Genomic DNA, 26,000 nt, shown 5'->3' with positions numbered 1-26,000 from the left:
CGGGGCTCCGCCGGTGGGCACGTGCCCGGGGGTGAACCCCCGGGCTGACAAGGAAAAGCCGGCTAAAGCCGGCTTTGGAGTGCGCTGGCCTGAGCCGCCGCTTTGGTATGAGCGCATATCCGCGCCTTGGTTGGGGCCTTGGTTGAGTGGCGTGAATGATCTCGCACCGCAGCGCGTGCCCGGGGCTAAAGCCACCGGGCTGAAGATTGGGAAAGCCCACTGAAGGGGCTTCGGTACCCACATGCAGGCGAATCCACGTCTGCACCCCGCCGGGTGCCGCGTCCCCAGCCCCTTCAGTGGGCTTCGATTTTTTCAGCCCGGGGGGTTACCCCCGGGCACGGGCCGAGCGGTGGCGACCGTATCGCCTCGGCGTGAGCCGAGGTCCGCCGTAGCCGGCGTTAGCCGGCTTTCCGTTGTGAGCCCGGGGGGTCACCCCGGGCCCATGCCGCTGCCGTATTCTTTCCGCTCCCCTCTCCCAACGTTGGGAGAGGGGTCGAGGGTAAGGGCCGTTCCCAAGAGGCCGGGCGAGCCTGCGTACGACGCCTGCGCTCCTGAGGACCGCCGCCGCGGCCTACAGCCCCCAGCGCTCGCGGTGGACGGCGATCACGCGCTCGATAACCTGCTCCTGGTCATGGGAGACCTCGCGCGAGGTGCGCCAGGCGGCGACGCGCTCGGGGTTCAGCGGTTCCTCGATGCCGGTGCGTTCGCCCAGCAGCTCCTCGGCGATCGCGAGGGTGCAGTAGGGCGCATAGATCTCGCTGTACCCGCCTTCCAGGGCGACCACCAGCCGGCCGTCGGCGGACGACGCGGCGATGTCGCGCATGACGGCCGTCATGCGGCGGTAGGCTTCGGTTGAGAGACACATCCGCCCCAGTGGATCGCTGGCGCTGGCGTCCTGCCCGGCAGAGACGATGACCAGTTCCGGACGGAAGCGCGCGGCGATGGGGGCGATGACCCGCGTGAAGGCCGCGAGGTAGGCGGCGTCGCCCGACCCGGGCGGGAGGGGAATGTTCACCGTGTAGCCGGCGCCGGGGCCGGTCCCCGTGTCCTCCACCGCGCCCCAGCCGGGTGGGTAGAGCCCGTCCTGGTGTATGGAGACGAAGAGCACGCCGGGGTCGGCATAGAAGGCATCCTGCGTCCCGTTCCCGTGGTGGACATCCCAGTCGACGATGAGGATGCGCTCGACCCCGTGGCGGCGCCGGGCGTGGTGCGCGGCGATCGCCACGTTGCCGAAGATGCAGAAGCCCATGCCCCGATCGGCCATCGCGTGGTGGCCGGGCGGCCGCACCAGCGCCAGGCACTGGCGGACTTGGCCGGTCATCACCGCGTCCACAGCGGCCATCACACCGCCCGCGGCGAGGAGCGCGATCTCGTACGAGTCCGGCGCGGCCGGTGCTCCCTCGCCGGTGTCTCCGCCGCCTGCGGCGCAGATCTCCCGCACGCGCTGCACGTAGGCCGGCGTGTGGTAGGCGGTGACGTCCTCCTCGGTGGCGGGGTAAGGCTCGATCCGCACCATCCGCCGGCTCAGTCCGGCCAGGTCGAGCAGGTGCTTGGTGCGCTGCGCCAGGCGCGGGTTCGAGGGGTGGTCGACCTGCTCGACGAAGGGCAGCGGGTTGCCGGAGCGCCAGAGCCGGTAGGGGTTGGTGTTGTGCTGCAGGTACCGCTCGCAGAAGACCAGCCCGGTGGATCGGTCGGGCACCGACGATCTCCTTTCACTGCGCGTCGGATCTGCGCTGCTGTGCGTCGATAGCTTCCCTCCCCGTTCCCCCGGCCACGGAGCCCGCGAGCGGCCTTGGCCGGAGCGATCGGAGCTGGGAGGTTGGATGCCGTATCTTCGCATCATTGTCCACTGCGGGCCAAGGGTTCGTGGGTGACCGTGTGCTACGATAGCCGAGTTCGTGAGGGTTTCGACAGGTGTTGTTCAAAGGAGGGAGATGTATGGCTCGACTTCCCGACGTGCCCGATGCTGAGATTCCGTCCTCATTACGTGCCCTGGCTGATGCTCAGGTACGCATCTATGGCACCGTGCTCAACTCGCTCCGGCAGACAGCCCACGCGCCGAACGTCGCGCTCGCCGCTGCGGCCATGAGCCGGGAGTTGAGCCGTGGCATGCGCACCAGCCCTCGCCTCAACGCGTTGCTCAACCTCCGTGTCGCAGCCATCGTCGGCTGCCCGTTGTGACAGGAACTGCACGCTGCCGGTGGCAGCAAGGCCGGCGTCCCGGCGGACGTCATCGGGGCTGTGCGCGCGGGCAACTGGCGAGGGTGCCCCGACCTGACCGCGGCGGAGCAGGTCGCGCTCGCGTTCGCCGAGGCAGTGACGGCGACACCTCCCACCATCGACGACGACCTCTTCTGCCAGTTACAGGAGCACTTCGACGCGCCCGAGATCGTTGAAATCTCGGCGATCTGTGCTTGGGAGAACTACCGGGCGCGGTTGAACCGGGCACTGGGAATCGAGCCTCACGGCTTCTACCACTTCGACGGCACCGACGGGTCGTCCTGACGAGTCTTTGACGGGTCGGGAATGGTTCGTCGTAGGGCGCGACGGATCATTCCCGGCACGGGATGTGACGGGGCTAATCGCGGGTCGGTCGTTCGGGAGCCACTCCCTGGGAGGAGGTAGCGGCCATGGGGATTGAGACACCGGAGGACGTGGCTGTCGTGCGCCGCTGGCTCTCCGAGCAGGTGCGGCAGGGCAACAACCTTGCCCGTCGCTGCCTGCGCGTGCTCGATCAGGCCGCCCCGGAGGCGGAGATCGCGACCGCCCGTCTGATCGTCCAGGCCATCTTCCGCGTGGCTGCCCAGGCCGATGCGCTCCTCCGGGATCGCTACTACGCGGCCGGCGCCCCGTATGGTGACAGCGAAGACGGGCTCCATCGCTGGGTCACCGAGCAGCAGACCCTTGAACGTGAGCGCCGCTCGCGGTTGAACTGAACCGGGTAGTCCTGCCACTCCCACGGGCGCCCTCCGCAGGGCGCGGTGCCGGTGGACCCCGTCGACCAGCATAGCCGGTGCCTGTCTACCTGCCCGCGCGCCGTCCGCATCTTGTAATGACCTTGCTACGCCGCTTCAACCCTGTGTTAGACGCCTGCGAGCATGAGCGGGCTATTCTTTAGCTGTGGGGAGCAGGCCTCCCCGTTGGGAGTGCAGCTCGGGCAAGCGGACAGATGTGGGTAGCGTACGCCATGACTCTGGACACGAGAAACGGTCAGCATAACAACACGAACTTGGTCGTTGCAGAGCGGCGGCGTGCGCTGCTGGAACGCCTGGTAGAGGCCTCGCGCAGCGCGCCGGCTGGTCCGTGGGAGCGGTTCACCGCGGTCCGCGTCGGGCTGGCCGGGGTGGTGATCTACCGGCCGGGCATCGAGCCGATCACCGCGGCCGATATGGCAGACCTGGACGCACTGGCGGCAGACGGCTCGCTGGAGCTAACGAAGACGCCCAGCGGTGCGCGTCTCTTTGAGGTGACCGCCCAGGGGAGGGCGCGTGCCGAAGGGGTCGATCCCGGCGCCGGGGAGCTGGCGAACCCCTGACGGGACGGGTTGCGCGGGCTATGCGGTCTCTGGCGTCCAGCCGGGTAGTATGACCGGCAGCCGCACCGTGACGGTCGTCCCCTTGCCCGGTTCGCTGAAGAGGTCGATCGTCCCTCCGTGCTCCCGCACGATCCGCTGAGTGATGTAGAGCCCTAACCCGGTCCCGCTGGCGCGCTGGCGGGCCGCCTCCGTGCGGCTGAAGGGCTGGAACAGGCGTTTCTGGTCCGCCGGGGCGATCCCGATGCCCTCGTCACTCACCGTCAACTCGACCACATCCCCGTCGCGCCGCAGCCGGACGCGGACATCGCCGCCGTCCGGCGAGTACTTGAGGGCGTTGGAGATCAGGTTGACCAGCACCTGCTCGAGCCGGTCCGGGTCCCAGATGCCGGCTATCGGCTCGGGAGCCTCCAGCGTCAGCGTGTGGCGTGGCGTCCGCTCGGGCGCGTGCTCAAAGCGCGCCAGGACGCGCCGCGCCAGATCGTTGAGGGCCACTGGCTCCGGGCGCAGGTCGATCCGCCCCTGCTGGATGCGGGAGGCATCGAGGAGATCGGCGATCAGTCCTTCGAAGCGGTCGATCTGGCTCTGGAGCTCGTCAGTGAATTCCCGTATCGCCTCCCGGTCGGGATCCTCGCGGCGCACCTCGTCGGCCAGCAGGTACACCCAGCCCTTCACCGTCGTCAACGGCGTCTTCAACTCGTGAGAGGCGACCGAGAGGAACTCCTCGCGCGCCAGCACCGCCTCCTGTGCGGCGCGGTAGAGCATCGCATTGTCCACCGCCAGCGCGGCGCGGTCGGCGAGGTCCTGCAGGAAGCTCAGGTCCTCCTCGGTATACGGATGGTCTGGCCGGTCGCGCCAGACGATGAGGGCACCGATGCTCCGCCCACGGACCGAGAGCGGCGCGATCAGCAGGCTGTGGATGGGGAACTGTGCGACGAAGGCCTCCTGACCCGGCATCAGACCTGCCTGGGCCTCCTCCGGCGCGATCGTAGCGCGCAGCAGCGGCTCCCCGCTGCGCATGACCGACGCGATGAACCCCTCGCCGTCCTCGAGCGGGACCGGCGGCATGGTCTGCAGTGCCTCCAGCGTGGCGGGGTCGCCATGGTGGAAGGCCATCGGGTCGAGCCGTGCGTCGTCGGGTGAGAGGAGCCCGATGACGCAGGCGCCATCGAGGATCACGGCGACGCGCTGGCTGACTGTCTCCAGGATCGCTCGGAGATCCAGGCTCGCCTCGGCAACGAGGCGCGCGGCCCCGGCCAGCAGGTTCAGCCGCGCAGCCTGGCGCTCGACCTGCTCTCGCGACCGCTGCGCCTCGTAGTACAGGCGCGCGTTGTCGACTGCGAGTGCGGCGCGGCGCGCCAGATCCTCCACCAGCGCGAGATCCGCCGGCCCGTAGCGCCGGCCGGAGTCGCTGTAGATCAGCGTGATGGCGCCCAGGCACCGCTCGCGTGCAACCAGCGGCGCGACGATGAACGAGCGCGCCCCCACCCGGCGGACAACGTCGAGCGTTTCAGCACGCGTGACCTGGGGGAGGTGCTCTTCCGGGAGGTCCGGCACGAGCTGCGGTTGCCCGGTCTCCAACGCTCGCCGCAGCGGCATTGTGGCCGGGAGGTCGGTCGGGAAGCGGCGGATCATCGTGCGCAGCAGGGGTTCCTTCTCCGGATCGGCGTGCGCCGTCGCGACCCGCGCCACGCGACCGTCCTCTTCAACCACGTCGATCGTGCACCAATCGGCCAGAGACGGGACAGTGAGCCGGGCGAGGCTGGCCAGGGTCGTCTCGTAGTCGAGCGAACTGGCGAGGATCTGACTCGCGCGCGCCAGGAATGCCGCACGCTGCTCGGCAGCCTCGGTCGCGGCACGGGCCGCGCGCTCGGCCTCGTACGCCCGGGCACGACCGATCGCCAGCGCGAGCCGGTCGGCGACGCGCTGCAGTAACTCGGCGTCGTCGTCGGTGAACTCCCGCGGTCGCGTGGTGCCGACCTGCACCACGCCGATCACATCCCCCTCGACGAACATGGGTGCGCCCAGCAGCGCCTGCACCCCCTGCACGCGCAGATTCGGGTGCACCCGGCCAACATCTGCGGGGTTGTCGAAGATCAGCGTGCGGCGCTCGGCCGCCACGCGGCCGGCGAAGCCGGAGCCGAGAGGTACTTCGACCTCGCCAAGGCTGTCCGGATCCAGGCCGCGCGTCGCTGACGGCCGCAGCGCCCCGCGCTCAGCGTCCAGGAGCAGGATGGTGACTGTCTCGACGTCCAGCGCCTCGCGGACGCGGTCGAGCGATGCTTCGAGCAGGGCATCGAGCGACAGGTGCGCCAGCGCGGTGTCGGTGACCGCCTGCAGGCGCCGGAAGCGCTCCGCGGTGCGCTCGGCCTCTGCCCGCGCGGCCTGCTCGCTCAGCAGGAGGCGGGCACGCTCGGCTTCCGCGACCTTGCGGTCGGTGACGTCGCGGATGATGCTGGTTACCAGCATGCCCTGCGGGGTTTCGACGGGGCTGAGGCTGATCTCGGTGGGGAACTCGCTCCCGTCACGCCGCCGGCCGAAGAGTTCCAGTCCGATCCCCATCGGGCGTGTGCGCGGGGCCTTAACGTAGGCGGCCCGGTGCGCCCGGTGTGCTTCCCGGAAGCGCTCGGGCAGCAACATCTCGACCGGCTGGCCGAGCAACTCCTCCCGTGTGTAGCCGAAGAGGTGCTCGGTTTGGGAGTTCGCCAGTACGATCCGCCCGTCCTGGTCGACGATCACGATCGCGTCCGGCGCCGACTCGAGCAGCGCGGCGAATCCCTTTTCGACGCTCGCGACGTCGCTGAGCCATTGTGATGCTGACGGCTTCACCACGCGCCAGGCCCCCCTCGTCTGCCCCAGGCCGCGCGGGAATCGATTGGCTGGAGCCGATGCGAGCCCAGGGCGTGCCGGCCCGCGCGGACCGGCATCAAGAGTGGGCTCCCTCGCTGCAATGCTATCAGAATTTCCGTCGAGAGCAGGATGCGGCGCCGGCTCCTCACGGAGTCGGGATCGGCTGCCCCCCGTTCATCACGTGGCGGATGATGCAGCGGGCGATCTGCGCGAGGTGGATTGCATCGTGCGCCGCCATGTGCGCCACCAGTTGCTGGATGGTGATCTCGCCCACCTCGGCGTGGACCCCGGTGCGCTGCCACTGTTCCGGCGTCAGTGCTTCCAGCATGGCGATCTGCTCCCCGCGCAGCCGGTGGAACTCGTCGAGTGCCTGTGTCAGCGACTGGTCACGGTAGCGGCCGGCCCGCGCGACCTCCTCCTGGTCGTACGCGGCGAGCCAGGGGCGCTCCTCATCGCGCATCAGCCGTACCCGCTCGATCACGCGCGCCTCGGCGTCGCGCAGGTGGCAGACCACCTCCACGATCGACCAGGCGTCCTCGCCCTCGCCACCGGCACGGACCACCTCGTCCGGCAGGCCGCGCAGCAGTGCCCGCAGCGTGTCGGGCGTGCTCCGGTAGACCTGCAGCAGCTCCGCTCGCTCGTCGAACATCCTGCATTCCCCTCCTTGGGCACAGGCCCCACTATCCGTGCCCGGCCTCACCATGCGCCAACCTTGCTGCGCCGTCAAGGGGCGTTGGGGTGGGGATGGGTGGCAGAGCCGTCAGGTGCGGCGGCCGTCGTCGATCAGCTCCCGGAGGGTCACAGGCCCAAGCCTCTTACCCCGGCGGAACTCCTTCAGCGCCTCGATGGTCTCCTCGACGCGGCGTCGATCGACGTCCGTCGCAGGTAGGAGTAGAGCCACCGGAGATCCGTGCCGGGTAATGGTGATCGTAGCGCCCCGCTCAACCTCGTCTAGGAGCTGGAACAGCTGTGCCTGCGCGTCGCTCGCGTCTACGTTCATCGTGCACACCCTCCGGCCGGTGCCGCTGGCACTCTCGTGCGCCTTACGGAAGCGGCAGTTCTATGTGATCGACGAGGTCTCTCAGCTTCTCACGGAATGCGCCTGGCCCTGCCTCAAAGATCGTCGGGAACTCATCCAGCAGAAGCAACGTCGCGAAAAGCGCAGGATTCATCCAGCCGATCACCTCGAGGAGTTCTCTGTGTTGGTCATCGAGGCTGTGAATCTCGGGCGGAGCTTTCCAGTACCAGATCGGTTCGTGGTGGGAGACGCGGTTCCGCAGCCGATGAATGCGTCCAAGGATCTGGGAGATCGCGTGACGTGTCCGGTAGATCCGACGGTTGTGCTTAGTAAATGACTCGTCTGGCGGGATAAACGGGAAGACGCTCGTGATTCGGTTGCCACGCCAGATGGAATGAACACTGGGATCGTACTCCTTGTTGAAGAGACCGACCCAGAATCCGAGGTTGAGTTCGGCGATGATTTCTCCTGGCGTCGGCGATTTTGGATTGCCCTTACGGCGTTTCCTGAGCTTCGCTTCGGCATCGACAATCAGCCGGCGATGGTGTGGCTCCAGGGTAGGACCGGCCGGCTTCCCTTTGAACCAGGTGGGGGTGTTGTAGGCTGCCGTCATCACTGCGTGGATGTTGTTCCGCAGCGCGATCTCAAATGCCTGAAGAGCCGGATACAAGGCCTGGCTCAGCGATATGTTCCAAAGATAGTGCGCCAGAATCTCAAGCTCATCGGCGGGTTGTGTAGGGAGACGCCGAGCGTAGGCGTCTAAGCGCTCCTGCGACAGACATCTGGTGAGCAGGTGGTAGTAGTCCGTGGAGCGGTCACTCATCAGGCAGCATCAGGCAGCATGTACTTGCATTCGGCAGCACAATAGCATCATAATGAGCGTGCCGTGCCCCGGGAGTTCCTCTCCTAGTCCTCCACAGGGCTAGTGAAATTAGAGCCCCGGGGTTTTGACTTCTTTACCGGTTTGCTGAACAGTTCATCCGTGACCGCATTATACGACGAGCCTGTTCCGTTCAGGTGGTCCCACCGACGTCATCGGTGACGCTTTCCGCGTGCAGTGCCCCTCACCCCCGATCCAGCAGCTCCAGCACGGGCGCGAGGCGCTCGATGGTCTCGAGGGTGGTGGGACGGAGGACGACCTGGATGTGGTTGATTCCCTCGTGGGCGAAGGCGCGGAACTGCTCGGCGAGGTCCTCGGGCGAGCCGGTCAGCGGGGCGAGCCCTTCGGGGTACTCCTCGCGGCCGAGATAGTCCACCTGGACGGCCACGCTGCGGGCGAGCGTCGCCGGGTCCCGCCCGACGTCGCGGCAGGCGGCGTCGACCGCCTCGCGTAGGGGCGGGATGGCGTCGGGCTGGCTGCGGCCGAAGGCGAGCCAGGCATTCCACATATCCCCGTAGCGCGCGGCAAGGCGCAGCATGCGCGGGCCGCGGGTGCCGGTGCCGATCATGATCGGCGGGCCGCTGGGCCGTGGCCCGCGCGGGCGAAGTTCCGCATCCCGCGTCTGGTAGAAGGTCCCATCGAAGGTGCTGGTGCCGTCGCGGAGGAGGCTGGTGATGATCTGGATCGCTTCCTCGAAGCGGCTGGCCCGGCGGTCGTAGGGGACCCCCAATGCCTCGTGTTCCAGCGGGGCGTCTCCGGCGCCCACACCGAGGATCAGCCGGCCACCGCTCACGTCGTCGACCGTGTTGGCGATCCAGGCCAGCAGCGCCGGGTTGCGGAAGGTGGTGCTGCTGACGAGCGAGCCGATCTCGATGCGCTCGGTCGTCGCCGCCAGTGCCGCGAGCAGGGTCCAGCAGTCCCAGGTGCCGCGGGGCGGGCGGGTGCGTCCCGGAAAACGCATCAGGAAGTGGTCCGGCACCCAGAGGGAGTCGTAGCCCAGTTCCTCGGCCCGCCGGGCCATGGCGAGCAGATCGGGCCAATGGGGCGTCTCGCCGGCCATCAGCCCCTCGCCAGTCGGGAGCAGCAGCCCGACCCGAAGCGGCCGGCCGGCACCGGACATCGGCTGGCGCTGGTTCATCGCGGCCTCCTTTCGGCTGGACCGGCATGATCCGCCGCCGGGGCCGCGCCTGTCAAGCGGCGTGCCGGGCGCCGCGTGCTCAGCCGCCGGCCGCCGCGGGCGCGTGGGTCCGGGCGTGGGCGATCGCGGCGGCTAATCCCGGCAGTGCCCGGTCGATCATGTCGTCGCTCGCAGTGAGCGAGACGCGGAAGTAGCCCGGCACCTCGATGCTCGCCCCCGGCAGCACGAAGATGCCGTGGGTGGCGAGCAGCTCGGTGAAGGCCAGGTCGTCCGCCCAGGGCGAGCGGGGCAGCAGGTAGAACGTGCCCTCCGGCGTGTGGACCTCGTAGCCCATCTCCCGCAGCGCCGCCACCACGCGGTCCCGCTTGCGCTGCAGGTGGTCGATGTCGATCGAGAGCTCCTCCAGATCCCCAACGGCGTACTGCATCACCGCGTTCGGGAAGCCGTAGCCACCCACGACCTGGCGCATCATGATCGCCAGATGCACCTGCTCCCGCTCCGGCATGTCCGGCGGGAGGGCAATGTAGCCCAGTCGCTGGCTGGGGGCCAGCAGCGTCTTGCCGAGGGTGTAGATCAGGACGGTGTACGGGTAGTACGCCGCGGGGCTGTGGTAGGTCCGCCCGTCGTAGACGATGCGGCTGTATGACTCGTCCGAAATCAGGTAGATCGGCCGGCCGTGCCGTTCGGATGCCTCGCGGAGCAGCTTCGCCAGCCGCTCCAGCGTCTCGGGTGGGTAGATCTTGCCGGTGGGGTTGTGCGGTGAGTTGACAAGCACCACCCGGGTCTGCGGCGTGATGGCGGCGCTGATGGCCTCCAGGTCGAGATCGAAGGTGCCGGGCTGCACCGCAACCCGCACCGGCGTGGCGCCCGCGGCCGCGATCATCGCCTCGTAGAAGAACCAGGGCGGGGAGATGAAAACCACCTCGTCGTCCTCGCCGGCCAGCGCCAGGAGCGAGTTGGCCAGCGCGCCGAACGCGCCCGTGGTCATCAGGATGTCCTCGGCGGCGAACGGGATGCCCCGGCGCTGGCGGAGGGCCGCCGCGACCGCCGCCTGGGCCTGCGGCTCGCTTAGCTTGTAGGCGAACCAGTGGTTGTCCTGCGGGACGCTCCAGCGCTGGATCGCCTCGGTGATGCCCGGCAGCGGCGGCTCGTGGGGATCACCAAGCATGAAGTCGAGGATCCCCGGCTCGTGCTGTCGGCGGGCGTACGTCGAATCCCTGATCGAACTGAGAAACGGTCCCAGGATATCGAGGATCGCGCGCGTACGCGGGGACAACGGGGAGAGGGACGACATGGGTGGGATCCTTTCCCTGCTCACCAGCCGCCATACCGGCTCCCGGCCGCTGGCGGCGTCGCTGGGTTCGATCCGGTGGTCACCGCGCCGCGGCTCGGCGCAGCGTCCCGCTCGCTCGCGCGTGAGGCTGGCAGGCACAACCACGTGCCTACACCAGGGTATTCCGGATAGTTTATGTGAGGCGATGTACCGGCGCAACCGGCTGCCAAGAGCCATCAGCCGGTCATGGCGCGAGGTAGCTGATGACTCCCACCGCAACCGTGCCCTGGCGTGGGTCGCGTGTGAACACCGCGGTGGCGTGCGCTGTCTCTTCCCCGGCGAGGAAGTCGATCAGCACCTCCGCGGTCTCGGTCTTGCCGTCGGGGGTGGTCAGCGAGATCGCGACGCGCACGTCTTTGGCCGTCTGTCCGCCACTGTTCCGCACTTCGACCGGCAGGTAGTAGCGGTCCTGCACCTGCCGGACCCGGTCCACCGGCGCGCTCGCATCGATGATCGGGGGCGTCGAACCCTGGGTGACGTAGGCGTAGATGATGAGCCCGATTACGGCGGCGACGATCAGCACGCTGATCCCGAGGGTAATCCACTCGACCGTCGTCCGGGCCGGACCCGGCTCCTTCTGCTGGTGCTCAGTGTCCTCGCGCTGCTCCGTGACCCTCATACCGCGAGCCTCCCGGCTGCGCCGCCGACCATCGTCGGCAGGCCCAGCACCAGCACCTGTGACAGGATGCTGGGGAATGGGTCCCCAAAATCAACGCGGTCCAGGAGATAGAGCGCCCAGAACGCCACCGACAGCGAGACGACGTATGAGACAACGGTCTCTGTGATGGGGTGCTGGAACGGGCCAGTCGGCCGCGGCCCTGCGGACTCGGGGTCGAAGCCGCTGGTGAAGACGATGATGTAGCCGATGACCAGTGTCAGTGCCACCAGCGCGACCTCGTGGTAGATGTCCAGGCTCGCCGCGAGGAGCTGGATCTCGTCCGTCGGCGCGATGGAGAAACCGATGAAGACCCCGCCGATGATCGTTGCCCCGAGGTCGTTGAGCGCATCTCGCCAGGGATGCGACTCCGCTGCAGACGGCTGCTCACCGGTGCGACCCTCGTGCCGGTCGAACACGGCGTTGGCGAGCGAAGCGCCGATGCTCAAGGGGATAGCCTGGATGATGACCTTGCCGAGGATACTGTCCAGCGGGTCGCCCGGAGCGATCCGGTTGAGCACGAGCAGGACGATGACTGATGCCACTACCCCGACGGCGAGGGTGTCGACCGACTCATCGATCGACGCGATCAGACTCGTCTCGCGCCTGGGCTTGAACCCCGCCAGGTAGGTCAGGACCACGTTCGCGAGGAAGGTGAGTGCCAGGAAGACGATGAGCTTCCAGAGATCGGCATACGTGCCGATCCACCACATCTCCATCGTGAACAGCAGCGGGATGCCGAAGAGGTAGGCACCGGCGAAGGCGCGGCCGAAGGACGCCGCCTCGTCTATCCACCCATGCTCCCGCGCCTGCTCGACCGGCTCACTGCTCATCACCGTTCCGCTCCTGCAGCGCCCGTCGGTCGCCTAGGCGAGCGCTGATGCGCCTTCGCGGTCGCTATCGAGAGAGCAATAACCGTTCCCGACACGAGAGCGCCGTACGCTGGTTCCGCGTGCGAAGGGTCTGCGCGGGTGGCGCGTGCCCGGGGCTAGAGCCGCCGGGCTCACAACGAAAGCCGGCTGAAGCCGGCTGGGGGAAGAGGGTTCAGCCCTCGGTGATACGGTGCCCACCATCCGGTTGGTGCCCGGGGGTCAACCCCCGGGCTGACAATGCGAAGCCCACTGAAGGGGCTGGGGACGCAGTGCCCGGTGGGAGGCCGGATTGCGTTCGCCTGCATGTAGGTCTCACAGCCCCTTCAGTGGGCTTTCCAAAATATCAGCCCGGCGGCTTTAGCCCCGGGCACGTGCCGAGCGGCGGGACCCAATGCCGGGGTGTGCCGCATGTCCCACCCCAGCCGGCTTCAGCCGGCTTTTCGTTGTCAGCCCGGGGGTTTACCCCCGGGCACGCGCCACGGAGCGGGGATCCTCATACCACATGCTATGCGCCCAAATCACGGCGCGGGTGGTGTGAGCAGGCGGCGGTCTTGCGGGGTCAGAGCGACTGGATTGCGCGCTTGAGCCAGTCGATGGCTTCTTCGTCGCGGCAGTAGCACACGGCTGGCCCGGAAACCGTCCCCTTGATCAGGCCGGCCTCGCGCAGGACTTTCAGGTGCTGCGACAGCGTAGATTGGGCAATCGGGAGATCCGCGCCGAGCGGGCCGCACTGGCACTCGCCGCGGTCGGCCAGGATCTGCAAGATACGATATCGCACCGGGTTGGCTACGGCCCGCAGCATGGCGACAAGGCGTTCATCCGTCTTCGATGGCAGCTCAATCGGCTTCACGGCTCGCCCTCCTTGCATCGTGTTTTTACGATGAAGGGCAGGGCGAGGTCAAGGTGCCGAATGGTGAGAGGAGGGGATGGTGACGGTGGCACGGGCGAGCGTGCGGGAGCGCGCCTTCATCGATCGGCAGCGAGTCGGCCATCTGGCGACGGTGGACGCGCGGGGCGCGCCGTCGGTTGTGCCCGTCTGCTACGCCTACGACGGGGAGTACTTCTACACGCCGATCGACGAGAAGCCGAAACGGCGTGACCGACCGCTCCGCCGGGTCCGGAATGTGGAGGCCACTGGCCGCGCCGCGCTGATCATTGACCGCTACGACGAGGACTGGTCCCGCCTGGGCTGGGTGCACGCGCGCGGACGCGCCTGGATACTCCCGCCGGGCGCGGAGGGACACGCGACCGCGGTCGCCCTGCTGCGTGAGCGCTACGCGCAGTACCGCGCCATGGCGCTGGAGGCGGCACCCATCATCGCCCTTGCCCCTGACCGGCTCACGAGCTGGGGCGCGCTGGACGAGTGAGCCGTGTGCCGCGTCTTCCGCGTGCCGTCGATCCTGCGTGCGCGCTCTCCTGCCCTGTCAGCGCAGCACGTGGAGGAGGGTGTAGACGCCCATGGCGACCATGACCGCTCCGGCGGCGGCGCTGGCGATGCCGCGGATGCGTGCGTCGACCACCATCTTGAGACCGTAGAGAGTGACGGCCGCGGCTGCGGCGGTCGAGAGGACGATCATCACGCCCCGCCCGCTGCTGGCGATCGGGCTGTTCCGCACGGCGGTCGCCAGCAGGAAGAGACAGAAGAGGACCGCGGCGCCCACCAGTGGCGGCATCCAGATGGGACGGCGTTCCCCGGCTTGCGGCAGATCGCTCATACGGTGCTCCTTCAGCAGGCTCAGCATCGGCGGCGGACCCGACACCCGCCGCCATGCCAAGTCTACGCCTTTGGAGAGTGCCTTGCTGCCGGTCGTGCTCCGTTGCCGAACGCGCCGCTAGCGCCCGTCCGCTCCCGTCAAGACCAGTGGCCGGTCGAGCCGGGAGAGCAGGCGCGTGGCCACGCTGCCGGCCAGGTGGCCGGAAATCCCGGCGCGGCCGTGCGTGGCCATGACCACGAGGCCGGCCTCACTGTCGGTCACGGCCGCCGCAAGTTCGGCCGCCACCTCGCCGCGTCGCACCTCGGTCGTCGTCGGGACCCCGCCCGTGCCGCGGTCCGCGACCTCCGCCAGGTAGTCGCGCGCGGCCGTCTCCTCCAGATCGAGCAGGGCCGCCGTGGCGATCGGCGTGAACGTCGCTGCCGGGTCGCGCCCCGTGGTGAGTGTCTGGACCGTCGGGACGACGCGCACCAGGTGGAGATGGGTGCCGGTCGCGGCAGCCAGCGCCTGCGCGAGGGGTAGGGCCGCCTCAGCCGCCGGTGTGCCGTCGAGCGGGACGACGATGGGGCCACGGCGCAGGGTGGGCGCGGCTTCCCCCTCGACCGGCCGGATCAGCAGGACCGGTGTGGCCGTGTGGTGCAGGACCTGCTGCGCGATCCGCCCGAAGAGGAGACCGCGCAGCCCGCCCCGGCCGTGGGTCGCCAGCACGATCAGGTCGACGCCCAGTTCCTCGGCGTGCTCCCCGATAGCGCGGGCGACATCGTGCGCCGGGTTGGTGTGGACATGCGTGGTCGTCGGGACGCCGGTTCTCTGCTCTCGGTGGGCGACGGCCGCCAGGTAGGCGTCGGCCGTCTCGACGTTGTCCAGGTGCGGTTCCCCGTGAACCGTGGCTGGCGCGTCATGCTCGATGATGTGGAGGAGCGTGATCCGGGCGTCGCAGGCGGCGGCGAGGTCGTAGGCCGTCGGCAGGACGACCTCGGCCAGCCGCGAGCCGTCGAGCGGCACCAGGAAGTGTCGGAGCCGCTTGGTCACAGGATCCCTCCCTGGAACGTGGCGACGAGCAGGAACACGTTCAAGCCTACGATCACCGAAGCGACCAGCCAGGCCACCCGGGTCGTCCAGGTTTGGTTCACGAGGTCGCCCATAATCCTCCGGTCGCGGGTGAAGAGTACCAGCGGAATAAGCGCAAAGGGGATACCGAAGCTGAGGATCACCTGGCTGATGACCAGCGTTCGCGTTGGGTCGAGCCCGAGCGCGATGACAACCAGCGCCGGCGCCATGGTGATGGCACGGCGCAGCCAGACCGGGATGTGCCAGTTCAGGAAGCCCTGCATGATGACCTGCCCGGCCATGGTGCCGACGGTCGAGGAGGAAAGCCCGGCGGCGAGCAGCGAGATGGCGAAGACGGTGCTCGCCAGCGGGCCGAGCAGCGGTGTCAGCGTGCGATAGGCCTCTTCAATCGAGGCGATCTCGATCAGCCCCTCGGCGTGGAACGTGGCGGCCGCCATGATCAACATCGCCATGTTCACCAGGCCGGCGAGCCCCATCGCGATGACCACGTCCAGGATCTCGAAGTGGTAGATGCGCCGCGCCTGGGCGACGTCCTTCGGCCGGATCCGGCTCTGGGTGAGTGAGGAGTGGAGGAAGATGACGTGCGGCATGACCGTGGCGCCCAGGATGCCCACTGCCAGGAGGAGGCTCTCTTCGCCCTCGAGCTGCGGCACCAAGGCGTGTCGACCCAGCGTGCCCCAATCGGGGCTTGCCAACGCGGTCTCGATGACATAGCTCACGGCGATCACGCCGACGAAGGCGGCGATCACGGCCTCCAGGGGCCGCGCGCCGAAGCGTTCGAGCGCCAGGATCACGAAGGTGACCACGCCGGTCAGGATGCCGGCCGGCAGGAGCGGGATGTGGAAGAGCAGGTTGAACCCGATCGCCGCGCCCAGGAACTCGGCCAGGTCGGTCGCCATCGCGACCATCTCCGCGACCACCCACATGCCGTACACCAGCGGGCGGGGGAAGTGATCGCGGCAGACCTCGGCCAGGTTGCGCCCGGTGGCGATGCCCAGCTTCGCCGAGAGCGACTGAATGAGCATGGCCATCAGGTTGCTCATCAGGATGACCCAGAGCAGGAGGTAACCGAAGCGGGCGCCGCCCTGGATGTTGGTGGCGAAGTTGCCCGGATCGATATAGGCGACGCTCGCCACGAACGCCGGCCCGAGGAAGGGGAGCACCCGCCGGATCCGGCCCAGCCGTCCGGGGGCGCCCTGCTGCTCCTCCCGCCCTGCCGCGGGGATCACCCGTCGTTCTCCCACCACCTCGCCGTCCTTGGGCTTCTCACCGCATCCATTCATCGAGCCTAGTCACTAAATTTGCCACAGCTAATTCTACCGTGTACCGGCCCGTACGCTAGCAGCCTGCATGCCGTCGGTCCAGGGGGGCGGGCGCGGTCGCCGACGTGTGATGCGGTCATCCGGTCGGATACGGAAGTCGTGCCTCTTGACGAAGAACGACTGCGCTGTAGGATAGGAGCGACCGGTTTACGCAATGTCTGGCGCAGGGAAGCCTGGTGGTTAATCGAGGTTGCCCTTTCGGAGGCTCGCCGGGGCAGTGGCGCAGCCTCCAACCGAGCCAGCCACCCACCGAGGGCTACCGGATCATCGCCGGGTCCACATGGTGGACGCTGCTGCATTGGCCCTGGCGGCTGTTCGTCTCGGCTCGCGCGGCGGGAATCTCCGCATCGCCACCGCCGCTGGCGCCACCCGGCGCTCAGTTCGTCTTCTTCACGGACCGCGAGTCGCTCGAAGGAGTGCATGGGCCGGCAGACTTCGCGCGAAGGATGGGGCTTCCGACGAGAGCTCACCAGGCATGCAGCTTGTACGGCTGCGCGATCGTGCGCTTCACCATCCCGGCCGACGGCGAGGTCTACACGCCGGTACCGCCCTTGGGCGCGCGGCAGGGACTGACGGGCGGCGGTGCGCGAGAGTGGTGTTTGGTTGGGAACCTCCCGCTCGACGAAACGATGGAAGTCGTTTACGTCGACGTCGATGGCAACGGACCGCGATGGTATCATTTACCTCTCTGATCGGCCTTGAGCCGAGGCCATAGAGGAGGACCGCCGTGACAGACTACTACCACGCCATCCTCAATCGGCTCCGCGGCGAGACGGACGACCTGCGCGGTGTCGCCAATAGCCGGTTGGATTGGTATGGCCTGGATGCGGTCTTGGATCTTTATCACCGGACAGCCGGTGAGGACCGTGAGGCATTTGTTCAGGCGGCGGGCCAGATCCTCGCTGAGGGCGAGCAACCCGTGGAGGTGATCGCCCAGCTACTCTATCTGGTCACCAGTCTCGACCTGACCCAGGTCGAGCCGAGCATCAAGCGGCTGCGGCAAAAGGCGATCGCGAACCAGGAGCCGCTCCGGGGCGTGATCGCGAACTATTTTGCTTTTCGCGAGTTGCGGCAGCATCACGCTCCAGCCCCCTGAAGCCCGAAACTTCCTCGTACCAGCCCTCCGGCGGATTCGCAATCGTCCCAGGCAGCAGGCGCTCGACCATCACCACGTCCCGCCAGGCACCGTCGAGTTGGGCGAGCGTCTCCTCGATCTCCACTGCTCTGCAGGCGGGTCACTCAGACGGAAAGAGGAGTCGTGCCTTTTGACGAAGCGGGGAGAGGGTTTCGCATAGGGGCGAACGATTCACATAAGAGTGACGTTGTCGCAGGGGAGCGTGGGCCTGGACGGGTGACGTCGGAGCGACGATGAGCAGCACGGTTCGTCCGGTGGGTGGTCTCGCGCGTGCGATGTTGTACCCGACGGACGACACGACGATTTCCTGGCCGCGGCGTGTGTCCGGGGCCTGGGGGACAAGGAGCCGACGATGTTTGATCCCGACGACGACATTCGGCGAGACCTCCAGCGGCTGGAAACGTTGCGGCACCTGCCGCCGGGCACCCACCTGCTGGAGCCGGGGTCGGTCGAGGAGCGCCAGCTCCTCGCCGACCTGATTCAGCTTCCCGCGGGGCAGGATCCCGTCGCCTGGCTGGCGGCGAATCGTGGCCCGCTGTGCGCGCGGATTGCGCTGCACGCCGCGCTCGAAGAGCTGAGAGGTCGGGTCGTTGGCGTGCGCCGGGCGCGATGGTACGGCTTCGACATGCCCAAGGCGGGCGAGCGAGCGTTGCTGGGCCAGCTCGTCGACCTGCCCGAGGAGTCCGATCTCTTCGACGCGATTCCGGAGCATGGACTGGCCGCGCCTGACGCCCTGCGTGCGACGCTCCGGCGCGTGCGCCGGCTTCGTGGAACACCGGAGCCCGCTGACGCCAGGGCGCGCGGCGCCAGCCCGCTGCTCGCCGATCTGCTCGCGTTGCCGGAGGACGTGGACGCGCTGGCCTGGCTCCGCGAGGAGCGCGCGTCGCAGGGCGCGGCGATGGCGCTGCACCGCCTGATGGAGCAGGCGCGGCCGCCGCTCCACTCGCTCCAGATCGGGCCGGTGGTGCAGGTCACGTTCCCGCGAGCGGTGATCCGGATGGAGCACGGGCTACGCGTCACCGTCGACGAGGTTGCTTTTGGCAAGGGCGGAACGCTGATCACGGTGCGGACGCGGATCCGCGCCCGTCGGCGCCCGGGAGCGGGGGATCTCCATCACGTGCTGCCGCGCTGGCCCGGCTTCGACCAGTTGGTCGACGATCTCGGTCATCGTTATCTGCTGCAGCGTTACGAGGGAGAGGCCGGTCGGACCCTGTGGTGGGCGACGCAGCGGATGCGGACGGCGTTCAACCCCGCGGTCGCGCCGGGCGCGACGCGGCTGACGTTCATTGCCAGCGCTGAGAGCATCGAGGTGGCCGGCTTTCGCCTGCCGGGCCCGGAGCGCCCGGAGCCGGAGCGTGTGCGGCTGGTCGAACTGCCTCAAGGCAGCCTCTGCTGGCAGATGGCGGTCCCGGCTCGTGCTGTCTAGCGTGAACGCCCCGGAGGGATTAACCCGGCATCCCCACCAGCAGTCCCCGACTCCCCGCGTGTCATCCTGAGCGGAGCCGGGGGCGGTGGTCAGCCGTCCCCGGCGCAGCGAAGGATCTCTGATGCGGGGCCGATCCGACGCGAGATCCTTCGCTCCGCCGCCCGGCGCTCCGCGCCGGCCGGCTCCGCTCAGGATGACATCGCGAGTGCCACGGGGACAGTTCCGGTGTGCCACGGTATTTCGTCAACGCTATGAGGGGGCGCGAAAGGGATCGTGGAGAGAATCGGCCCGACGCTGCTCGGTTCCCCATTTCCCTTTGCAGCACGGTGAGCTACTCGGGCGTCCGCGTCCGGCACTCACGGCGTGTGCGACGGCGGTAGGACGACCTGGCGGGATGATGCTCACGGAACACGCAACACGCAACACGGAACACGCAACCCGGCGCCCGTTTCCCGCTTACCAATCCACCGGCGGGTTGGCGATTGTCCCCGGCAGCAGGCGCTCGACGATGACAACGTCCTTCCAGACGCCGTCGAGTTGGGCGTGCTTCTCGTAGATGCCCACCTCACGGAAGCCGAAGCGGGCGCAGAGTGCGCGGCTGGCCTTGTTCTCCGGGAAGATGCGTGAGAGCAGCTTCCAGAGTCCCGCCTGCTCGCACGCAGGGAGGAACGCCTCCATTAGCGCCGCACCGACGCCGCGCCCCCGGTAGTCCTCATGGACGTAGACCGAGAACTCGGCAACACCCCGGTAGCACCACCGCGACCGGTAGTGATCGGCCGAGATCCACCCGGCCACCTGGTCGGTCTCCGGGTCGACGGCGACGAGCACCGGGTGATGCTTGTCGTGCGCGGCAAGCCAGCGAGCGCGCTCTTCGGCAGTGCGTTCCTCCGTCTCGAAGGTCGCCATCCGGCCGCGGATGCCCTGGTTGTAGATCTCGGCGATGGCCGCTGCGTCGCGCAACTCAGCCGGACGCACGATCACCGCCGCCCTTGTCTTTCCCGTCATGTGGCGCCCCTCCCTTGGTGCACGTACATGATTCGGTGCTGGGAGGCACGCGTCAAGACCTCGACCACTGGAAGTGACTCACCGGTTCACAGTGGCCCTCGGTTGACGAAGTTGCTATACTCTAGGTGTAACAACTACGTGAACCGGAGGCGCGACATGACCGCTACTGCCATCCATCAGCTCACCACCGCCGCCCACGGAGCGGCGCCGAGCGTCGTCGCCGCTGTCCTGCGCCTGCTCCAGCAGGTCGACTCGCCTGCCGAAGGTGCCTTCGTCGCCCGCGCGCTCAACGCTTTGGCGCGGCTCACGGAGGCGCTGGACGACACCACTCTCGGGGACGCCGCCGGGGCGCGGTCGGACTACGAGGTGCTGCTGGACGCGCTGGACGCACCGGCGGCGCTGGCCGTGCTGCGAGAGGACGACCCGCTCGTGGGGGCGCGGCTGCGCGGCTTGCGTGCGCGTGCCCGGCTGCTTGCCGCCGAGGGCGGTACCCTGTCCTCGACTGAGGTCGCCGATATCCTCGGTATCACCCGGCAGGCGGTGGACAAGCGCCGCAAGGCAGGGCGGCTGATCGGCCTTGCGACCGGTCGCCGTGGATATGCTTATCCGGCGTGGCAATTCGTTCCAGAGCGCGGCGCGCTCCTCCCGGGTCTGGAGGAGGTACTGCACGCTCTGCGCGAGCACGACCCCTGGATGCAGGTCGCCTTCTTCCTTACTCCGGATGTGCGGCTGCAGGGGGAGACGCCGCTCGCCGTCCTGCGCCGTGGCGACGTGGCGGCAGTCCGGCGCGCGGCCGAGGTCTATGGTGAGCAGGGTGCCGCGTAAGCCAGCGCCCGGTCCCCATCCGCTGCCACCGCCCGATCTCCCCAGCCGGGAGCTCCCGATCGTCACCGCCACTGGCCCCTGGTTTCGGCTCCACCGGGCCTGCCGCGACCCGCTCCATTTCGGACGATCCGCCGTGTTCCGCTTCGACGACCCGGAGGGTAATTATGGGGTGCTGTATGTGGGGGAGGACCCTCACTGCGCCTTCATCGAAACCTTCGGCAAGGGGCCGAACGCGGCGGGCGTGGTGACGCTCGCCGCGCTCGCCGAACGTGAACTTGCCCGGGTCGACGCGTCGCAGCCGTTACGGCTGGTTGACCTAACCGGTCCAGGTCTGGCGCGCCTCGGTGCCGATGGACGCCTCTGCTCCGGGGATTACGTGATTGCTCAGGTCTGGGCGCGAGCGCTCTGGGCCCATCCGTCACAACCGGACGGCATCCTCTATCGCTCGCGCCACGACCCGTCCCGAGCCTGCGCGGCCATCTTCGACCGAGCCGCGCCCTTCCTGCAGGCGACGCGCCTCCCGGGACTTGCGGACCCGGCTAACCGGTCACTGCTTGCCGCGATCCTTGACGCCTATGGCTTCGGCCTGATCTAGCGCCACAGGCGTGTTCCCCGGCGGTCGGGAGCTTACGCTCCTGAAGCGCCATCGGAGTCTGCACCGGTCGTGCGGACCGGGATGCGGCGGGCGCGGGTTTCGGCGGTCTTCCGCAGGGTGACGGTGAGGATCCCGTCCTGCAGCGTCGCCGTGACCTGCTCCGGCTCGACCGGCACCGGCAAGGTCACCGTCTCGGTGAACTGGCCGCTGTCGATCTCCTGGAAGTGCCAGGTGACCGCTTCCGCCTCGTCCTCCGGCAGCGTGTAGCCGTAGCGCGCCCGGATCGTGAGGGTCTGGTGGTCGAGCGAGATATCGATGTCGTCCGGGGTAGCGCCAGGCACCAGCGCCTTGATGACCAGTTGGTCGGGGGTTTCGTAGAGGTCGACGCCGTGGCGCATGGTGAACATCCTCGGCAGCGTGCGCCCCCACCGGAACGGCATGGGCAGCAGGCGATCCATCTCCTCGAACATGCGCTCGATCTCAGCGCGTGGTCTCCAGCGCTCAACCATGGTGGCACATCCTTTCTATGTACCCGCCACTATCTCGCCGATTCATTGGTCCCGACCCGCACCGCTCGCGCGGCACGCCAGTGACGACGCGCAACGGGGAGCGAGCCGGCGGGCGGCGCCACGCCTGGCGCCGCCGGCTCGTAGAGGAAGGGGCCAGCCGCGGTGTGCGGCTCGTCGTGTTCGTCGTCCACGATCGCCGCGTGCGACGTGAGCGCGCAGAACTCCCACTGCCGGGACATCGCGTGCTCCTCAGCGTGAGCGAAGCATGGTCGGAACGATCACCACGAACCAGACCGCGCCGCCGCCCAGGATCGTCAGCATGATCGGGAACTCATCGCTGCCACGGAGCAGAATCGCCGTGGCGGCGATCAGGCCGACCCAGACGATGACCGCGCCGATCAGATAGGTACGCAACGCCCGCTCGAGGTCCGTTCCTGGCTTTTCCATGCCGTTCCTCTCTGCTCGACTGCGGACTGCCCGGGCGCCATGCCGGTCTGCCCTCGTTTGCAGTCTAGACCTGGTGCCGTGCATGCCGTGTCGCGCATTTGCGGCCGGCATATCAGTTCCATATCAATGCCGCGGCACGGGTCGGTTCGGGAAATCACGCCGTCTGCGCGACACGTCGCGTGGAACATGCCGCCAACGTCAGGTATTGCCGCGGCAAATCTGCGATTTGCTCCGTGACTAAGTGGTATGTACCGCGCTACAGTTCATGGGATGGGGCGGGACACCGCGTCCCGCCGCAGGACGATGGACGAGGGATCAATGCCGCGGGACGAGCACCGAGAGCGAGCGACCACACTCACCCCGCTGCCCGAGCACGGGCACGGCGGGCGCACGCGCGCCATCCAGCGCACCCTGCTGGGCGTGCTGGCGCTCAACGTGCTCGTCGGCGGCGCCAAGCTGGGCTACGGCCTGCTCACCGGCAGCCTCGCCATGACCGCAGACGGCGTCAACTCGCTCATGGACGGCGCCTCCAACGTCGTCGGCCTGGTCGCGATCGCCGTCGCCTCGCGTCCGCCGGACCCGAACCACCCCTACGGCCACCGCCGGTTTGAGACGCTCACGTCGCTGGCGATCGCACTGTTCATGCTCCTGGCGCTGCAGGAGATCCTGCAGAGCGCCTGGCATCGCTGGCAGACCGGCGCGGCGCCGACCGTCACCGCCCTCAGCTTCGCCGTCATGCTCGGCACGCTCGTGATCAATCTGTTCGTGGCTGCCTGGGAGCGGCGCGCCGGCCACCGCCTGCGCAGCTCGATCCTGCTGGCCGACGCGCGCCACACGGCAACCGATGTCTTCGTCACCCTCTCCGTCATCGGCGGCCTGGTCGCCATCCGGCTCGGCCTGCCCGAGGCCGACCTCGTCATCGCGCTCCTCATCGCCCTGGTGATTGCCTGGGGGGCGTGGACGATCATCCGTGATGCCGCGCTCTCGCTGAGCGACGTCGCGCCGGTGCCGGCGCCCGAGATCGCGCGTGCCGCACGTGCCGTCCCCGGCGTCGAGGGCGTCCACAACATCCGGAGCCGCGGCGGCGAGGGGCTCATCTGGGTGGATATGCACATCCAGGTGGACCCCACACTCCGGGTCGATGAGGCCCACGACATCGCCAGCGACGTGGCGGCACGGGTCGAGCAGGCGTTGGGGGAGCCGACCGATGTGACCGTCCACGTCGAGCCGGCCAATCCCAGGCACCTGCGACCCACCCGCGGCTACCAGCCCGACGAGCTGGCCCGCGTACACCAGCAGCGCGACCGCGCCACCGGTTCGTGACCCATCGCCGTGCTGCCCGAATCGCCCCACCGGCGTCTGGCCGTCGAGTAGGATTGACGCGGCGGCGGGCGATCGGCGAGGAGGGCAGCGCGGTGCCGGACGAGCAGAACGAAGCGCGATCTCAGGCTCCCAATCTGGCACCGGAGTACCTGGAGCGGGCGCGGGAACTCGCCCGGCGCTTCGCGGTGCTCGAGGGCGTCGTCGGGGTGGCGCTCGCCGGAGGGCTGACCCTGGGGCAGGCCGACCGCTACAGCGACATCGACCTCGCTGTCTACCTTCGCCACCGGACGCTCCAGACCTGGCTGCTCGGGGCCGCCCCGCTGCCGGAGGGAGAGTCGCTCTACCACGGCCTCCGGCTCGACCTGACCTACCGCGACTACGCCGAGGAGATGGCGCGCCCCTGGGGACCGGCCGAGCGCTGGCAGATCGCCGCGGCCGAGATTCTCTACGACCCGGAGGGTCTGCTGGCCGAGCTCTTTCGGGAGAAGGCGGGCGCGCCCGAGATCGAGCGGCGCCGTCACCTGCTCGACGAGCTGCGCGCCGCCGAGGAGATCCTGGACCGGATCGTCCCGGCCTGGCTGTACCGCGGTGACGCGCCGGCCGCGCACCACGTGCTGAACCTCGCGCTGCGCCACCTCCTGAGCGCCATCTACCTCATCAACGACCGCCCGGTCCCGACCGATCGCTGGCTCGTCCATTTGGCGCCAGACCTCCCCTGGCAGCCGGAGCGCTGGGAGGAGCGCCTGGCCCAGGCGATGACGGTGAGCGAGCCGGACAACCGGGAGGCGACCCGGCGTCGGCACGTGTTGACCGGGTTACTGCGGGAGTGCTGGGCGCAGGTCGCCCCCGCGAACGCCGCGGACCTGGGTCCGACGGCCGCCGAGCAGACCCGGCTGCTGCGCGAGATGGCCGCGGTCGGGCGCATGCCGCTCGACGAGTTCCGCCGCCGCTACGGCGAGCGCGCCCTGATCCAGAGCCCGGCCTTCGCCGTGCTGACGATCGAGCGCTACGGGCGCGTGCCCGAGGTCGTCTTCGACCATGCCCGTCTTGACACCATCCTGGCCGAGGGCCTCGGCCGCTTCCTCGACCGCGACCAACGCATCCTCCGCCACCTCGCCGCGGCGGGATAGCGCTATCCCCCCTCTCCCCTGGTGGCCTCCGTCCGAGAGCGGGCCGGAGGGAGATGGCTTCTTCCACCCCGCCGACGCTGCCCGTGCCGCGTTGGGCGTTCGGGGTGACAGGAGCGCGGGCGCGTGGTATGCAGGCGGGTGTATGTGTGGGTCTGGACCATGGCTCCGTGGGTCGCGGGGAGGGTGAGCGATGAGTGCGGGAGCGACGCGCACGTATTCCTTCGTCCAGGTGGATGTCTTCACCGACCGCCAGTTCGGTGGGAACCCGCTGGCCGTCTTTCTGGACGGCACCGGCCTGAGCGATGCCGAGATGCAGGCGATCGCCCGAGAGATGAACCTGTCCGAGACGACCTTCGTCCTACCGCCGGAGCGCGACGACTGCGTCGCGCGCGTGCGGATCTTCACGCCGGGGCGCGAGTTGCCCTTCGCCGGGCACCCGACGGTCGGTACTGCCTACGTCCTGGCTACGTCCGGGCGCGTGCCGGCCGGTGCGACCGAGTTTGCGCTGGAGGAAAGGGTCGGGCCGGTGCCGGTGCGGCTGGAGGGAGATCCGAACGCCCCCACGTTCATCTGGATGCGCCACCCGGCCGCGACCTTCGGCCCACCGCGTGAGGGCCGGGCGCAACTCGCCGCGGCCCTGGGCCTGGACGAGGCGGACCTCTTGCCGGACGTCCCGGTCTGCGTCGGCTCCACCGGTGTGCCGTTCCTCTACATCCCGCTGCGGGACCCGGCGACGGTCGATCGCGTCGTGGTCGATCTTCCGGCCTTGAGCGCCTGGTTTGGCGATGAGGAGCTGGTCGGCACGTTCGTCTTCGCGCCCAACCCGGCGGCGGGTCCCAACCGTGTCTACTCCCGCATGATTGCCGCGCACGGCATCGGCATCGCCGAGGACCCGGCGACCGGCTCCGCGAGCGGACCGCTCGGCGCCTATCTGGTGCGTCACGGACTGGTCGCTTCCTCCGACGAGGTGCGCATTGTCAGCGAGCAGGGGACGAAGATCGGCCGCCAGAGTTTCGTCCACATCACGGTTCGGTCCCGGCCGGACGGCGGAGAGGAGATCGAGGTCGGCGGCGGGACCGTGCCGGTGCTGGAGGGAACGCTGCGGATCGCGTGAGCCGTGTTGCGTGTTTCGTATTGCGTATTCCGTATTGAGTAGGGGTGCTCGCGAGTCCGACCGGCTGTATCTCAAGGGAGCGGTAGCAGGGCGTGCCGCCCCACGCCC

30 protein-coding genes are annotated in these 26,000 nt (G+C 68.7%); 13 read left to right on the top strand and 17 right to left on the bottom strand.

What is annotated here, in order from left to right; translation table 11 throughout:
• Positions 1–571: 571 nt before the first annotated feature.
• Complete coding sequence (locus STHE_RS15410; RefSeq protein WP_012873515.1) at positions 572–1,699, bottom strand: class II histone deacetylase; 1,128 nt, start codon at positions 1,697–1,699, stop codon at positions 572–574.
• 239 nt (positions 1,700–1,938) lie between these two features.
• Between STHE_RS15410 and STHE_RS15405 the strand changes: the two genes are divergently transcribed.
• The 4 genes from STHE_RS15405 to STHE_RS15390 all read left to right on the top strand — a co-directional run bounded on the left by STHE_RS15405 (position 1,939) and on the right by STHE_RS15390 (position 3,535).
• Positions 1,939–2,181: a hypothetical protein gene (locus tag STHE_RS15405; protein WP_012873514.1), complete on the top strand. Its 243-nt coding sequence runs from the start codon at positions 1,939–1,941 to the stop codon at positions 2,179–2,181.
• A 60-nt stretch (positions 2,182–2,241) separates the two neighbouring features.
• The gene (locus tag STHE_RS15400; RefSeq protein ID WP_052295396.1) at positions 2,242–2,505 is read left to right on the top strand and encodes a carboxymuconolactone decarboxylase family protein; all 264 of its coding nucleotides are present in this window, start codon (positions 2,242–2,244) and stop codon (positions 2,503–2,505) included.
• Between the two features lie 125 nt (positions 2,506–2,630).
• Positions 2,631–2,936 (top strand): hypothetical protein, encoded by a 306-nt coding sequence (locus STHE_RS15395; RefSeq protein WP_012873513.1) that lies wholly within the window; start codon positions 2,631–2,633, stop codon positions 2,934–2,936.
• A 293-nt stretch (positions 2,937–3,229) separates the two neighbouring features.
• Positions 3,230–3,535, top strand: a complete 306-nt coding sequence (locus tag STHE_RS15390; protein ID WP_148220125.1) for a hypothetical protein — start codon at positions 3,230–3,232, stop codon at positions 3,533–3,535.
• Between the two features lie 18 nt (positions 3,536–3,553).
• Here STHE_RS15390 and STHE_RS15385 read toward each other — a convergent pair whose 3' ends face one another.
• The 9 genes from STHE_RS15385 to STHE_RS15345 form a co-directional block, all read right to left on the bottom strand.
• Complete coding sequence (locus tag STHE_RS15385) at positions 3,554–6,364, bottom strand: GAF domain-containing protein (protein WP_012873511.1); 2,811 nt, start codon at positions 6,362–6,364, stop codon at positions 3,554–3,556.
• A gap of 163 nt (positions 6,365–6,527) precedes the next feature.
• Positions 6,528–7,031 carry a DinB family protein gene (locus STHE_RS15380; RefSeq protein ID WP_012873510.1) on the bottom strand — a complete coding sequence of 168 codons (504 nt, stop codon included), beginning with the start codon at positions 7,029–7,031 and terminating at the stop codon, positions 6,528–6,530.
• Between the two features lie 111 nt (positions 7,032–7,142).
• Positions 7,143–7,382 carry a type II toxin-antitoxin system Phd/YefM family antitoxin gene (locus STHE_RS15375; protein ID WP_012873509.1) on the bottom strand — a complete coding sequence of 80 codons (240 nt, stop codon included), beginning with the start codon at positions 7,380–7,382 and terminating at the stop codon, positions 7,143–7,145.
• 43 nt (positions 7,383–7,425) lie between these two features.
• The gene (locus STHE_RS15370; RefSeq protein ID WP_012873508.1) at positions 7,426–8,223 is read right to left on the bottom strand and encodes an Abi family protein; all 798 of its coding nucleotides are present in this window, start codon (positions 8,221–8,223) and stop codon (positions 7,426–7,428) included.
• A 241-nt stretch (positions 8,224–8,464) separates the two neighbouring features.
• Positions 8,465–9,418 carry an LLM class flavin-dependent oxidoreductase gene (locus STHE_RS15365; protein ID WP_012873507.1) on the bottom strand — a complete coding sequence of 318 codons (954 nt, stop codon included), beginning with the start codon at positions 9,416–9,418 and terminating at the stop codon, positions 8,465–8,467.
• 79 nt (positions 9,419–9,497) lie between these two features.
• Positions 9,498–10,712 carry an aminotransferase class I/II-fold pyridoxal phosphate-dependent enzyme gene (locus tag STHE_RS15360; RefSeq protein WP_012873506.1) on the bottom strand — a complete coding sequence of 405 codons (1,215 nt, stop codon included), beginning with the start codon at positions 10,710–10,712 and terminating at the stop codon, positions 9,498–9,500.
• Positions 10,713–10,935: 223 nt separating this feature from the next.
• Positions 10,936–11,370, bottom strand: a complete 435-nt coding sequence (locus STHE_RS15355) for a TIGR02588 family protein (protein ID WP_012873505.1) — start codon at positions 11,368–11,370, stop codon at positions 10,936–10,938.
• A complete protein-coding gene (locus tag STHE_RS15350) occupies positions 11,367–12,239 on the bottom strand; it encodes a TIGR02587 family membrane protein (protein ID WP_012873504.1) in 873 nt (290 codons plus the stop codon). The genes STHE_RS15355 and STHE_RS15350 overlap by 4 nt, the downstream gene beginning before the upstream one ends.
• 598 nt (positions 12,240–12,837) lie before the next feature.
• The gene (locus STHE_RS15345) at positions 12,838–13,128 is read right to left on the bottom strand and encodes an ArsR/SmtB family transcription factor (RefSeq protein WP_217155928.1); all 291 of its coding nucleotides are present in this window, start codon (positions 13,126–13,128) and stop codon (positions 12,838–12,840) included.
• A 79-nt stretch (positions 13,129–13,207) separates the two neighbouring features.
• Between STHE_RS15345 and STHE_RS15340 the strand changes: the two genes are divergently transcribed.
• Complete coding sequence (locus STHE_RS15340; protein WP_012873502.1) at positions 13,208–13,645, top strand: TIGR03668 family PPOX class F420-dependent oxidoreductase; 438 nt, start codon at positions 13,208–13,210, stop codon at positions 13,643–13,645.
• A gap of 57 nt (positions 13,646–13,702) precedes the next feature.
• Here the strand turns inward: STHE_RS15340 and STHE_RS15335 are convergent, their stop codons facing one another.
• From STHE_RS15335 to STHE_RS15325, 3 genes are all read right to left on the bottom strand, one after another.
• Positions 13,703–13,993 carry a hypothetical protein gene (locus tag STHE_RS15335; RefSeq protein ID WP_012873501.1) on the bottom strand — a complete coding sequence of 97 codons (291 nt, stop codon included), beginning with the start codon at positions 13,991–13,993 and terminating at the stop codon, positions 13,703–13,705.
• A 117-nt stretch (positions 13,994–14,110) separates the two neighbouring features.
• Positions 14,111–15,022 carry a universal stress protein gene (locus STHE_RS15330; protein WP_012873500.1) on the bottom strand — a complete coding sequence of 304 codons (912 nt, stop codon included), beginning with the start codon at positions 15,020–15,022 and terminating at the stop codon, positions 14,111–14,113.
• Positions 15,019–16,344, bottom strand: coding sequence for an Nramp family divalent metal transporter (locus tag STHE_RS15325; protein WP_012873499.1), 1,326 nt, complete (start codon positions 16,342–16,344; stop codon positions 15,019–15,021). Before STHE_RS15325 ends, STHE_RS15330 begins: the two co-directional genes overlap by 4 nt.
• 215 nt (positions 16,345–16,559) lie before the next feature.
• Here STHE_RS15325 and STHE_RS18880 point away from each other — a divergent pair, with 215 nt between their 5' ends.
• The 3 genes from STHE_RS18880 to STHE_RS15310 all read left to right on the top strand — a co-directional run bounded on the left by STHE_RS18880 (position 16,560) and on the right by STHE_RS15310 (position 18,944).
• On the top strand, positions 16,560–17,075 hold the full coding sequence (locus tag STHE_RS18880; protein WP_148220124.1) for a hypothetical protein: 516 nt from the start codon (positions 16,560–16,562) through the stop codon (positions 17,073–17,075).
• A gap of 35 nt (positions 17,076–17,110) precedes the next feature.
• Complete coding sequence (locus STHE_RS19125; protein WP_012873497.1) at positions 17,111–17,479, top strand: hypothetical protein; 369 nt, start codon at positions 17,111–17,113, stop codon at positions 17,477–17,479.
• A gap of 391 nt (positions 17,480–17,870) precedes the next feature.
• Positions 17,871–18,944, top strand: a complete 1,074-nt coding sequence (locus STHE_RS15310; protein ID WP_012873496.1) for a hypothetical protein — start codon at positions 17,871–17,873, stop codon at positions 18,942–18,944.
• A gap of 456 nt (positions 18,945–19,400) precedes the next feature.
• On the opposite strand, the gene STHE_RS15305 is transcribed toward STHE_RS15310, so the two are convergent.
• The gene (locus STHE_RS15305) at positions 19,401–19,949 is read right to left on the bottom strand and encodes an arsinothricin resistance N-acetyltransferase ArsN1 family A (RefSeq protein WP_012873495.1); all 549 of its coding nucleotides are present in this window, start codon (positions 19,947–19,949) and stop codon (positions 19,401–19,403) included.
• 156 nt (positions 19,950–20,105) lie between these two features.
• Between STHE_RS15305 and STHE_RS15300 the strand changes: the two genes are divergently transcribed.
• Complete coding sequence (locus tag STHE_RS15300) at positions 20,106–20,774, top strand: hypothetical protein (protein WP_012873494.1); 669 nt, start codon at positions 20,106–20,108, stop codon at positions 20,772–20,774.
• The gene (locus tag STHE_RS15295; protein WP_217155925.1) at positions 20,764–21,369 is read left to right on the top strand and encodes an RES family NAD+ phosphorylase; all 606 of its coding nucleotides are present in this window, start codon (positions 20,764–20,766) and stop codon (positions 21,367–21,369) included. The genes STHE_RS15300 and STHE_RS15295 overlap by 11 nt, the downstream gene beginning before the upstream one ends.
• 32 nt (positions 21,370–21,401) lie before the next feature.
• Here the strand turns inward: STHE_RS15295 and STHE_RS15290 are convergent, their stop codons facing one another.
• Genes STHE_RS15290 through STHE_RS15280 form a run of 3 tightly spaced genes read right to left on the bottom strand, consistent with a single transcriptional unit; the run spans position 21,402 to position 22,325 of the window.
• Complete coding sequence (locus STHE_RS15290) at positions 21,402–21,878, bottom strand: Hsp20/alpha crystallin family protein (protein ID WP_012873492.1); 477 nt, start codon at positions 21,876–21,878, stop codon at positions 21,402–21,404.
• A 29-nt stretch (positions 21,879–21,907) separates the two neighbouring features.
• On the bottom strand, positions 21,908–22,117 hold the full coding sequence (locus tag STHE_RS15285; protein ID WP_012873491.1) for a hypothetical protein: 210 nt from the start codon (positions 22,115–22,117) through the stop codon (positions 21,908–21,910).
• A 10-nt stretch (positions 22,118–22,127) separates the two neighbouring features.
• Positions 22,128–22,325, bottom strand: coding sequence for a hypothetical protein (locus STHE_RS15280; protein WP_012873490.1), 198 nt, complete (start codon positions 22,323–22,325; stop codon positions 22,128–22,130).
• Between the two features lie 318 nt (positions 22,326–22,643).
• Between STHE_RS15280 and STHE_RS15275 the strand changes: the two genes are divergently transcribed.
• The 3 genes from STHE_RS15275 to STHE_RS15265 all read left to right on the top strand — a co-directional run bounded on the left by STHE_RS15275 (position 22,644) and on the right by STHE_RS15265 (position 25,892).
• On the top strand, positions 22,644–23,648 hold the full coding sequence (locus tag STHE_RS15275; RefSeq protein ID WP_012873489.1) for a cation diffusion facilitator family transporter: 1,005 nt from the start codon (positions 22,644–22,646) through the stop codon (positions 23,646–23,648).
• Positions 23,649–23,701: 53 nt separating this feature from the next.
• Positions 23,702–24,778, top strand: a complete 1,077-nt coding sequence (locus STHE_RS15270) for a nucleotidyltransferase domain-containing protein (protein WP_041400439.1) — start codon at positions 23,702–23,704, stop codon at positions 24,776–24,778.
• 190 nt (positions 24,779–24,968) lie between these two features.
• Positions 24,969–25,892 (top strand): PhzF family phenazine biosynthesis protein, encoded by a 924-nt coding sequence (locus STHE_RS15265; protein ID WP_012873487.1) that lies wholly within the window; start codon positions 24,969–24,971, stop codon positions 25,890–25,892.
• Positions 25,893–26,000: the final 108 nt, after the last annotated feature.

This window comes from Sphaerobacter thermophilus DSM 20745 (assembly GCF_000024985.1).
Classification (GTDB): Bacteria; Chloroflexota; Chloroflexia; order Thermomicrobiales; family Thermomicrobiaceae; genus Sphaerobacter; species Sphaerobacter thermophilus.
This window is presented reverse-complemented; position numbering and strand designations above follow the sequence as displayed.

Coding starts and splice junctions, on each gene's coding strand:
- STHE_RS15305 (WP_012873495.1), bottom strand. CDS start 19,949: ATGACGGGAAAGACAAGGGCGGCGGTGATCGTGCGTCCGGCTGAGTTG.
- STHE_RS15265 (WP_012873487.1), top strand. CDS start 24,969: ATGAGTGCGGGAGCGACGCGCACGTATTCCTTCGTCCAGGTGGATGTC.
- STHE_RS15355 (WP_012873505.1), bottom strand. CDS start 11,370: ATGAGGGTCACGGAGCAGCGCGAGGACACTGAGCACCAGCAGAAGGAG.
- STHE_RS15310 (WP_012873496.1), top strand. CDS start 17,871: ATGTTTGATCCCGACGACGACATTCGGCGAGACCTCCAGCGGCTGGAA.
- STHE_RS15375 (WP_012873509.1), bottom strand. CDS start 7,382: ATGAACGTAGACGCGAGCGACGCGCAGGCACAGCTGTTCCAGCTCCTA.
- STHE_RS15335 (WP_012873501.1), bottom strand. CDS start 13,993: ATGAGCGATCTGCCGCAAGCCGGGGAACGCCGTCCCATCTGGATGCCG.
- STHE_RS15395 (WP_012873513.1), top strand. CDS start 2,631: ATGGGGATTGAGACACCGGAGGACGTGGCTGTCGTGCGCCGCTGGCTC.
- STHE_RS15300 (WP_012873494.1), top strand. CDS start 20,106: ATGACCGCTACTGCCATCCATCAGCTCACCACCGCCGCCCACGGAGCG.
- STHE_RS15280 (WP_012873490.1), bottom strand. CDS start 22,325: ATGGAAAAGCCAGGAACGGACCTCGAGCGGGCGTTGCGTACCTATCTG.
- STHE_RS15285 (WP_012873491.1), bottom strand. CDS start 22,117: ATGTCCCGGCAGTGGGAGTTCTGCGCGCTCACGTCGCACGCGGCGATC.
- STHE_RS15360 (WP_012873506.1), bottom strand. CDS start 10,712: ATGTCGTCCCTCTCCCCGTTGTCCCCGCGTACGCGCGCGATCCTCGAT.
- STHE_RS15365 (WP_012873507.1), bottom strand. CDS start 9,418: ATGAACCAGCGCCAGCCGATGTCCGGTGCCGGCCGGCCGCTTCGGGTC.
- STHE_RS15370 (WP_012873508.1), bottom strand. CDS start 8,223: ATGAGTGACCGCTCCACGGACTACTACCACCTGCTCACCAGATGTCTG.
- STHE_RS15325 (WP_012873499.1), bottom strand. CDS start 16,344: ATGAATGGATGCGGTGAGAAGCCCAAGGACGGCGAGGTGGTGGGAGAA.
- STHE_RS15380 (WP_012873510.1), bottom strand. CDS start 7,031: ATGTTCGACGAGCGAGCGGAGCTGCTGCAGGTCTACCGGAGCACGCCC.
- STHE_RS15275 (WP_012873489.1), top strand. CDS start 22,644: ATGCCGCGGGACGAGCACCGAGAGCGAGCGACCACACTCACCCCGCTG.
- STHE_RS15405 (WP_012873514.1), top strand. CDS start 1,939: ATGGCTCGACTTCCCGACGTGCCCGATGCTGAGATTCCGTCCTCATTA.
- STHE_RS15290 (WP_012873492.1), bottom strand. CDS start 21,878: ATGGTTGAGCGCTGGAGACCACGCGCTGAGATCGAGCGCATGTTCGAG.
- STHE_RS15350 (WP_012873504.1), bottom strand. CDS start 12,239: ATGAGCAGTGAGCCGGTCGAGCAGGCGCGGGAGCATGGGTGGATAGAC.